The sequence below is a fragment of the Streptomyces sp. NPDC090077 genome, assembly GCF_044747545.1.
GTDB lineage: Bacteria > Actinomycetota > Actinomycetes > Streptomycetales > Streptomycetaceae > Streptomyces.
This window is the reverse complement of sequence record NZ_JBIVEG010000042.1, coordinates 45,851-54,194: the sequence shown is the minus strand read 5'-3', so window position 1 is coordinate 54,194 and position 8,344 is coordinate 45,851. Positions and strand designations below refer to the sequence as shown.

General features: G+C 76.1%; 7 protein-coding genes. 3 read left to right on the top strand and 4 right to left on the bottom strand.

The features are described 5' to 3' along the window. The first annotated feature begins 246 nt into the window (after positions 1-246). Positions 247-1,986: a bifunctional 3'-5' exonuclease/DNA polymerase gene (locus tag ACIPW5_RS36850; RefSeq protein WP_401254910.1), complete on the top strand. Its 1,740-nt coding sequence runs from the start codon at positions 247-249 to the stop codon at positions 1,984-1,986. A 25-nt stretch (positions 1,987-2,011) separates the two neighbouring features. On the opposite strand, the gene ACIPW5_RS36845 is transcribed toward ACIPW5_RS36850, so the two are convergent. The 4 genes from ACIPW5_RS36845 to ACIPW5_RS36830 all read right to left on the bottom strand — a co-directional run bounded on the left by ACIPW5_RS36845 (position 2,012) and on the right by ACIPW5_RS36830 (position 5,738). Beyond that, positions 2,012-3,253, bottom strand: coding sequence for a hypothetical protein (locus ACIPW5_RS36845; protein ID WP_401254907.1), 1,242 nt, complete (start codon positions 3,251-3,253; stop codon positions 2,012-2,014). Positions 3,254-3,348: 95 nt separating this feature from the next. Then, a complete protein-coding gene (locus tag ACIPW5_RS36840; RefSeq protein ID WP_401254904.1) occupies positions 3,349-3,870 on the bottom strand; it encodes a SigE family RNA polymerase sigma factor in 522 nt (173 codons plus the stop codon). Positions 3,871-3,926: 56 nt separating this feature from the next. Further along, positions 3,927-4,445: a GNAT family N-acetyltransferase gene (locus tag ACIPW5_RS36835; RefSeq protein WP_401254901.1), complete on the bottom strand. Its 519-nt coding sequence runs from the start codon at positions 4,443-4,445 to the stop codon at positions 3,927-3,929. A gap of 81 nt (positions 4,446-4,526) precedes the next feature. Beyond that, positions 4,527-5,738 (bottom strand): serine hydrolase domain-containing protein, encoded by a 1,212-nt coding sequence (locus ACIPW5_RS36830; protein WP_401254898.1) that lies wholly within the window; start codon positions 5,736-5,738, stop codon positions 4,527-4,529. A gap of 115 nt (positions 5,739-5,853) precedes the next feature. On the opposite strand from ACIPW5_RS36830, the gene ACIPW5_RS36825 reads away from it, so the two are divergent. Both ACIPW5_RS36825 and ACIPW5_RS36820 read left to right on the top strand, forming a co-directional pair. Further along, on the top strand, positions 5,854-6,651 hold the full coding sequence (locus ACIPW5_RS36825; protein WP_401254895.1) for an ATP-binding cassette domain-containing protein: 798 nt from the start codon (positions 5,854-5,856) through the stop codon (positions 6,649-6,651). Beyond that, positions 6,648-8,309: a hypothetical protein gene (locus ACIPW5_RS36820; RefSeq protein ID WP_401254892.1), complete on the top strand. Its 1,662-nt coding sequence runs from the start codon at positions 6,648-6,650 to the stop codon at positions 8,307-8,309. Before ACIPW5_RS36825 ends, ACIPW5_RS36820 begins: the two co-directional genes overlap by 4 nt. Positions 8,310-8,344 lie beyond the last annotated feature (35 nt).

Genomic DNA, 8,344 nt, shown 5'->3' with positions numbered 1-8,344 from the left:
GCGCGGGGGTCTGGGGGCGGAGCCCCCAGAAGGGGTCCGGGCGCAGCCCGGGGAACGGTGGAAGGGCGGGTAGGGGACTTGGCCCCGCGCAGCGGCACGCCGACCCGCACCCGGCGCCCCGTACAGCCCCGGCCAGGGCAGCGGCACAGCCCGGCCCGGCAACGCCCCCGGCACGGAGCCCCGTACCCGCCCGGCCAGGGCCCCCGTACCCGCCCGGCCAGGGCCCCCGCGCGCCCGGCCAGGGCGATGTCAGACCCCGGTGGGACACTCGCACCCGTGAGCGACCACTCCCCCACCCCCTGGGCCCTCGCCGAAACCGCCGAAGGCCAGTGGCACGCCACCCCCCTCCGCCCCGGCGCCCGCCCCGTCACCACCGCCACCCCCGCGGAGGCGATCCGCTGCGCGCCGCCCGGCACCCGCTGGATCTGGCGGTCCACCGCCGCCGTCTACCCCCGCGTCCTCGCCGCCGGCACCCGCGTCGAGCGGTGCTACGACATCGAGGACGCCGAGCTGCTGCTCCTCGCCCACGAGGGCCGCTCCGGCGAGCCCCGCTCGGCGGCCGCGGCCTGGGCGCGGCTCAACGACGCGCCCGTCCCCCCGGACCCCCCGCAGCGCGCCGCCGAGCCCGCGCGGGCGGCCGCGCAGGACTCCCTCTTCGACGTCGGCCCCGGGGCCGCCGCGCCGCTCCCCCTCGACGCCCTGCTCGCCGTGCACGCGGAGCAGGCCCGCCGGATCGCCGCCACCGCGCACCCCGACCGGATGCGCCTGCTCATCGCCTCCGAGTCGGCCGCGTTCCTCATCGCCGCCGAGATGCACCGTGCGGGCCTGCCCTGGCGGGCCGACGCGCACCGCGCCCTGCTGACCGAGCTGCTCGGCGAGCGCTACGCCGGCGGCGGCGAGCCCCGCCGCCTCGCCGAGCTCACCGATGAGATCTCCGCCGCCTTCGGCCGCCGCGTGCGCCCCGACCTGCCCGCCGACGTGGTCAAGGCCTTCGCGCAGGCCGGCATCCGACTCGGGTCCACCCGCCGCTGGGCGATCCAGGAGGTCGACCACCCCGCCGTCGCGCCGCTCCTGGAGTACAAGACGCTGTACCGGATCTATACGGCCCACGGCTGGTCCTGGCTCGCGGACTGGGTCCGGGACGGCCGGTTCCGCCCCGAGTTCATCCCCGGCGGCACCCTCACCGGCCGCTGGGTCACCAACGGCGGCGGGGCCCTGCAGATCCCCAAGGTGATCCGCCGGGCGGTGGTCGCCGACCCGGGATGGCGGCTCGTCGTGGCCGACGCCGACCAGATGGAGCCCCGCGTCCTGGCCGCGATCTCCCGCGATCCGGCCTTCATGGAGGTGGCCGGGCGCCCCGAGGACCTCTACACGGCCGTGTCCCGCCAGGGCTTCTCCGGCGACCGGGACAAGGCCAAGCTCGCCGTGCTCGGCGCGGTCTACGGGCAGACCTCCGGGGACGGCCTGAAGAACCTGGCCGCGCTGCGCCGCCGCTTCCCGCGCGCCGTCGCGTACGTGGACGACGCGGCCCGCGCCGGCGAGGAGGGGCGGCTGGTGCGCACCTGGCTGGGCCGCACCTGCCCGCCGCCCGTCGGCGCGGCCGAGGCCGACGAGGCGGGCATCCCCCAGGAACAGGAGCAGGAGCGCGCCGGGTCCGGGGACACCGGCTGGACCCCGGGCCACGCCTCGACGAACACCCGCGCCCGGGGCCGGTTCACCCGTAACTTCGTCGTCCAGGGCAGCGCCGCCGACTGGGCGCTGCTGATGCTCGCCGCGCTGCGGCAGGCCACGGCCGGGATGCGCGCGGAGCTGGTGTTCTTCCAGCACGACGAGGTGATCGTGCACTGTCCCGCCGAGGAGGCGGAGGCCGTGGTCGGGGCGATCCGGGCCGCGGGTGACCGGGCGGGCCGGATCGCCTTCGGCGACACCCCGGTCCGCTTCCCGTTCACCACGGCGGTGGTGGAGTGCTACGCCGACGCCAAGTGATCCGGGCCCGCCCCCGGCGGCCGCGTCAGCGCCCGAAGGCCTCCTTCCAGTGCCGGTTCAGCGCGACCTCCTTCAGCTGCTCCAGGGTCAGCGCGGGCGCCGTACGGCTCGCCGGGCCCGTCTGCTTGGGGGCGTTGTACGCGGAGACCGTGATCCGCTCCCCGTTGGGCCGCTCGGTGTCCACCGTCCAGCGGACCACGCCCGGGGCGTTCTCGCCGGCGGGGCCCTGGGTGACCTTCGCGTGGACTCCGCCGGGCTGCGCGGTGGCGTCCTTGGGGAAGTCGTCGTTCTCCGTGCGCGGCCGGACGCGGAGTTCGACCAGGGAGCGGCCCTTGCCGTCGTCGAGGACCACGTAGCCGTAGGCCCCGTCGCCGCCCTTGTCCGCGACCGGGATCTCGTAGCCGCGCAGCAGGACCTCCAGGAACGCCTGGGCGTCCTCCTCGGGGCCCTTGCGGGAGCCGCTCTCGGACGGTGCGGGCGGCAGGTCCGCCAGGGCCGGGCGCCACTTGTCCGACAGGACGAGGGCCTTCAGCCGCTCCAGGGGCAGCGGCGGTTCGGCACGGGTGGGGCGGACCTTCTTGCTCTCGGGAGCGTTGAACTCCGAGGCGTCGACGAGGTAGCCCTGCGGGGTGGCGAGGGTGGCCCGCCACTCCTTCACCGAGCGGCGGGAGTCGTCGTAGTCGTAGTCCTGGATCAGCAGCAGGCGGGAGCCGTCGGGGAGGACCTCCTCCTTGCAGGAGTCGAAGGCCACGTTCCTGCGGTCGGGGCAGGTGGTCATCTCCTTGGCCATCGCGCCGGCCGGGTCGATCCGGGTGAGCAGGATGCCCAGGCGGCCCTGCCCCTTGCCGTCGTCGACGAGTCCCGAGGCCATCGGGCCGCTGCTGTCGGAGCCGCGGCTCTCGCCCGGGGTGAACTGCCCGGCCGGGACGAACGACTTCAGGACCTCGGTCATCTGCCGCGCGGTGACCGCCCCGGTGCCCACCCGTTCCTGCGGTCCGTCCGCCGGCGGCCGGACCGTGCCCCGGCCGGGCAGGGCGGGCGCCGCGGCGACCTCTCCCGTGCCGCCGCCGATCAGGCCGCCGGTCCAGGCCCCGGCCGTGCCGATCAGGGCGAGGGCCAGTACGGAGCCCCCGGCGACGGCGGCCCGGCGGCGGGCCACGAGCCGGCGTCCGCGCCGTTCGCCCGCCTCCACCAGGGCCTGCGGGTCCGGCGTGAAGGCGGCGCCCGCGGTGCGGAGGGCTTCGCCGAGCTCGTCTTCAAGGGGCATGGGGGGCATGCGGAACCAGACCTTCCACTTGGTGGGCGGGGAGAGGGACGGGGCGGAGGGGAGGACGGCACCGTGAAGGGCGCGGCACCGGGGCCTCAGTGGCCCGCGAACTCGGCGAGGCTGCCGCCCAGCTGCCCCCGCAGCCGGGACAGCGCCCGGGAGGTCCGGGTCCGCACGGCCGCCGAGGTGACCTTCATCGCCTCGGCGGTCTCCTCGACGCTGCGGTCCTCCCAGTACCGCAGCACCAGCACCGCCCGGTCCTTCGGCGCCAGCCGCCCCAGCGCCTCCAGCAGCGTCAGCCGCAGGGCCGGATCGGTGCCGCCGGCCGCCGGCTGCGCACCGTCGGCCCCGGGGAACTCCCCGAACGGGCGCTCCCCCGCCGAGCGGCGGCGCTGGTGGGTCAGGAACACCCGGACCAGCACCGTCTGCGCGTACGCGGCCGGGTTCTCGATGCGGGAGATCCGGCCCCAGAGCACGTACATCCGCCCCAGGGTCTCCTGTACGAGGTCCTCGGCGAGGTGGGTGTCCCCGCTGGCCAGCAAACAGGCCGACCGGTACAGATGACCCGACCGGCCCGCTGCGAACTCGCGGAACCCGTCTCTGCGACCCTGCCGCATGCACTCCCCCTCGCGTCCGTCTCACCCCATCGACGCGCCGGCCCCCGGGAAATGTTTCAGCCGAGGTCGTGGAAGTAGACGTGGAACTCCTCGCGCACGAAGCCCTCGGACTCGTACAGCCCCTGCGCCACGTGGTTGTCGTACGCGGTCTCCAGCTGGACCCCCGCCACCCCGGCCTCCCGCGCCCGGCGCAGCACCTCGCGCAGCAGCGCCCGGCCCGCGCCGGTACGGCGGCCCGCCGGGGCCACGTACAGGTCGTTGAGGATCCACGCCGTGCTCAGGGTGAGGGAGGAGAAGGCCTGGTAGACCTGCGCGAACCCGACCGTGCCCGGCACCCCGGGCGCGTCGGCGAGCAGCACCAGCGACTCCCCCTTGGCGATGCGCTCCGCGAGGAACTCCCGCGGGCCGTCGGCGTCCTGGACGGTCACCTCGTAGAAGTCGAGGTAGCCGCGGAAGAGTTCCGCGGCCGTGTCCAGGTCCGCCTCCCCCGCCACGCGGAGCACGACGCCGGAAGCCCCGTCCGTCACCGTGCCGCCCGCTCCGTCGCCGCCCCGGGTTCCTGCCTGACCGAACATGCGTCTCTCCTTGGTCCACTCGCGCGATGCGGTCCATTGTGCGACGCGGGCGCGGGCCAACGGGCCCCGGAGGAACGCGCGTCAGTGCCCGGTGACGGGCTGGGCGGGCAGCGTGAACACGTGCTGCGGGGTGACGGTCTTCGTGATCGCCTCGCCGAACAGCGTGCTGGGTTCGCTGCCCCGGTACGCGATGTCCGTGTTCAGCATGACCACCAGCGTCGCCTGCGCCTCGGGGAGGTAGACCACCAGGTCCTGGTAGCCCGGCAGCGATCCGTTGTGCCCGATCCACCCCTGCACGTCGAAGACGCCCAGGCCGTAGCCGGCGCCCGGCAGGGCCTCGACCACCTTCAGCCGCTGCGCCTGGGTGGCGGGGGTCAGCAGGGTGCCGGTGGCCAGGGTCTTCGCCCAGCTCCGCAGGTCGGGCAGGTCCGAGATCATCGCTCCGGCCGCCCAGCCCCAGGAGGGGTTCCAGTCGGTGGCGTCCTCGGTCTTCCCGGAGGCGGTCTGGTCGGTGTAGCCCTGCGCGTGCGGCTCCGGGAACTCCGCACCGGTGGGGAAGAGGGTGTGGTGCAGCCCCGCGGGCCCGGCCACCTTCTCGTCGATGTACCGGTGGAGGGGCGTACCGCTCAGCTTCTCGACCACCAGCCCCAGCAGGATCAGATTGGTGTTGCAGTAGTCGAACTTCGCGCCCGGCTCGAACAGCACCGGGTGCCGGAAGGAGTACGACAGCAGCTCCTGCGGGGAGAAGGGGCGCCGGGGATCGGCCGTGAGGGCCTTGAAGAACCCTTCGTCCTCCGAGTAGTTGTAGAGCCCGCTGCGCATCCCGGCCAGCTCGCGCAGGGTGATCCGGTCGCCGTTCGGCACTCCGGCGACGTACTTCCCGATGGGGTCGTCCAGCCGGGCCTTGCCCGCGTCGACGAGCTGGAGCAGGGCGGTGACGGTGAAGGTCTTCGTCACGCTGCCGATCCGCTGGTTCACGTCGGTGCGCATGGGCGCCCCGGTCGCCTTGTCGGCGGTCCCGAAGGCCCGTACGTACTCGCCCTTGCCGGGGGCGGAGAGCGCGACGACCACGCCCGGCACCGCGGCCTCCTTCAGCACCCGCTGGACGGCCTCGTCCAGCCGGGCCGCCACGGCGGGCGTGAGCTGCGGGAACGCGTCGGACTCCGGAGCGGCGGCGACGGTGCCCGCGGGCGCCGCGGCCTCCCAGGCGTACCCGGCCCCGACGCCGACGGGGACCACCACCAGCCCGATCGCGGCCGCGCCCACCGCCGCACTGCGCCACCGTCCCGCCATGACCGGCCTCCCGCTGCCGTACGTCCTTCCACGCTAGCCCCGCGCCCGGGACGCGGGCGACCTGGGGCGAAGTGGCCGGAACGCGCGTTCACTACCATCTTCAGATGATCCACTTATGCACCGCGCCGCCTCCGCGTACGGGGCTGCCGAGGACCCGGAGCAGGCACCGCACATGAAGAAGAACCGGAAGCCGGGCTGGAAGACGGCCTGGCAGGCCGCCCGGGCCACCGACCGGAAGCCCGCACCGTCCCGGACCCTCCTCCGGCTGACGGACGTGAGCCGCAGCTACGGGGACCGGAGCGTACTGCACGGGGTCACCATGGAGCTGGCGACGGCGGAGTGCACCGTCCTCGTGGGGGACAACGGTTCGGGGAAGTCGACGCTGCTGCGCCTGGCCTGCGGCCGCGAACGCCCCACCTCGGGCGAAGTCCTCTTCGACGGCGAGCCCCTGCACGAGGACTCGCCCCGCACCCGCGCCCGGGTCGCCACCGTGATGGAGGCCGGCACCGCCTACCCGGACCTGACGGTGCGCGAGCACCTGATGCTGGTCGCCGTCGGGCACGGACTCGGCCGCCGCGCGGACGAGGCGGTGGACCGGGCCCTGGCCGGCCACCGGCTGGCCGACCACGCCGGATCACGGCCCTCGGCGCTCTCGTCGGGGCAGACCCAGGCCCTCCTGCTCGCCTCCGCCTTCGTACGGCCGCACGAACTGCTGGTCCTGGACGAGCCCGAACAGCGGCTGGACGCCCGCGCGCGCACCGAGCTGGCCGAGCGGCTCTCCGACCACAAGAGACGGGGCACGGCGATCCTCCTCGCCACCCACGACGCCGCTCTGGCCGCGGCCGTGGCCGACCACGTGCTCACCCTGGAGGACGGGCGGGCCACGGTGGCTCCAGCCGGGAGCCACCGGTGACCCCCGACCGCACCGGCCCGCGCGAGCGCACCGGCCTGCGCGAACGCACGGACGAGACGCTGGCCCTCCTCCACGAGCTCCACGCCCCGGCGCGCCGCCGCAAGCGCGGCAGCACCGCCTTCCTGCTGTACTGCACCGCCCTGGGGACCGCCTTCTGGGGCATACCCCTCCTGCTCACCGCCGACCGGGCCGGACAGCGGGGCGACTGGCACGGCGGCACCGCCGACCGCCTGCTGGCCGGCCTCCCCGTGGCCGTGCCGGCGCTGCTGGCGCTCGTGATGGTCCACGCCGCCCGCAGCGCCGTCTGGCGGGGCCCGGTCCTCGTGGACCTGCCGACCGTCTCGTGGCTGCTGCCCCTGCCCGTCCTGCGCGGGCCGTTCCTGCTGCCCCGCTTCCACGCGGCCGCACTCCGCGCGGCCGCGCTCGGCCTGGCCGGCGGCGGACTGCTCGGCTACCTGCTCGCCGTCGCGGGCTCCGCCGCCCGGCTGCCGCTGACCGGCGCGGGCGCCTGGGCGGGCACGGCGACGGCGCTGACCGCGGTGGCCGCCGGGCTGCTCGTCGAACGCCACGACCGCGCGGTCGCCCGCGACGCCGTCCGCTTCCAGGCCGTCACCTGGACGCTGGCGGCGGGCTCCGCGGCGCTCTGCGCGTACGCGGCACTGCGCGGCACCGGCGGCCTCCCCGGCGCGGCGGCCCTGTGGTCCGGCCCCTGGGGGTGGGCCGCCCAGCCGCTGGTCGCCGCGGCCGGACACCCCACCCCGGGCTGGCCGTTCGGGGCCGCCCTCTCCGCGGCGTTCACCCTCGCCGCGCTGCTGTTCGCCCGCCGCCGGACCCCGGACGTCCCCGAGGAGGCCCTGCGCGCCCGGGCCACCGTCGCGTTCCGGGTCTCCGCCTCGGTGTACTCCCTCGACCTGCGCCAGGCCCGTTCCGCGGCCCGCGGCATGCGGGGACAGCGGGCCAGGCCGGCGCTGCGGCTGCCGGTACCCCGCAGCGCGTGGCTGATCGTCCCCTGGCGCGACGCCACCGGGCTGCTGCGCGCCCCCGGACGCCTGCTCTGGGCGGCCCTGTGGGGCACCGCGGCCCTCGCCCTCCTCGCCGCCGCCCACCGCGCCACCGGGGACGGGCGGGCCGCCCTGTGCGCGGCCGCCCTCGCCGCCGAGTACCTGGCGGCCGCGCAGCTGACCGAACCGGCCCGCCTCGACAGCGACGACGCCCGCCGCTCCGCCAACCTGCCCCTCGCGTTCCGGTCCCTCGCACTGCGGCACGCGTGGGTCCCGTGCGGCCTGCTGCTGGGCTGGCTCGGCGCCGGCGCCTCCGCGGCCTGGCTCACCGGCCGCTGGACGCCCGGCTGCGCCGTGCTCCTGGCGGCGGTCCCGGTCATGGTGGCGGCCGCGCTGGTCAGTTCGTACCGCGGCACGGTCCCCACCCACCTCCTGATCGGCGCCGAAACCCCCACCGGCAACACCGCCGCGCTCCAGACGGGCCTCTGGTACGGGCGCGGCCCGCTGGCCGCGCTCGTGGTGTCCGTCCCGGTCCTGATCGCCGCCGAACGCTCCCACCAGCTCGGCGCCGGCCCCATCGGCTGGCTGCTCCTGGCGGCCGCGGCCCTCATGTGGTGGGCCCGCCGCACGGCCCACCGCCTGCACGGCACCCCCTGACCCGCGTGTTGCTACGGTCGACCGGCACGTCCCCG

Coding starts and splice junctions, on each gene's coding strand:
- ACIPW5_RS36840 (WP_401254904.1), bottom strand. CDS start 3,870: ATGCGGCAGGGTCGCAGAGACGGGTTCCGCGAGTTCGCAGCGGGCCGG.
- ACIPW5_RS36850 (WP_401254910.1), top strand. CDS start 247: ATGTCAGACCCCGGTGGGACACTCGCACCCGTGAGCGACCACTCCCCC.
- ACIPW5_RS36845 (WP_401254907.1), bottom strand. CDS start 3,253: ATGCCCCTTGAAGACGAGCTCGGCGAAGCCCTCCGCACCGCGGGCGCC.
- ACIPW5_RS36830 (WP_401254898.1), bottom strand. CDS start 5,738: ATGGCGGGACGGTGGCGCAGTGCGGCGGTGGGCGCGGCCGCGATCGGG.
- ACIPW5_RS36835 (WP_401254901.1), bottom strand. CDS start 4,445: ATGTTCGGTCAGGCAGGAACCCGGGGCGGCGACGGAGCGGGCGGCACG.
- ACIPW5_RS36825 (WP_401254895.1), top strand. CDS start 5,854: ATGCACCGCGCCGCCTCCGCGTACGGGGCTGCCGAGGACCCGGAGCAG.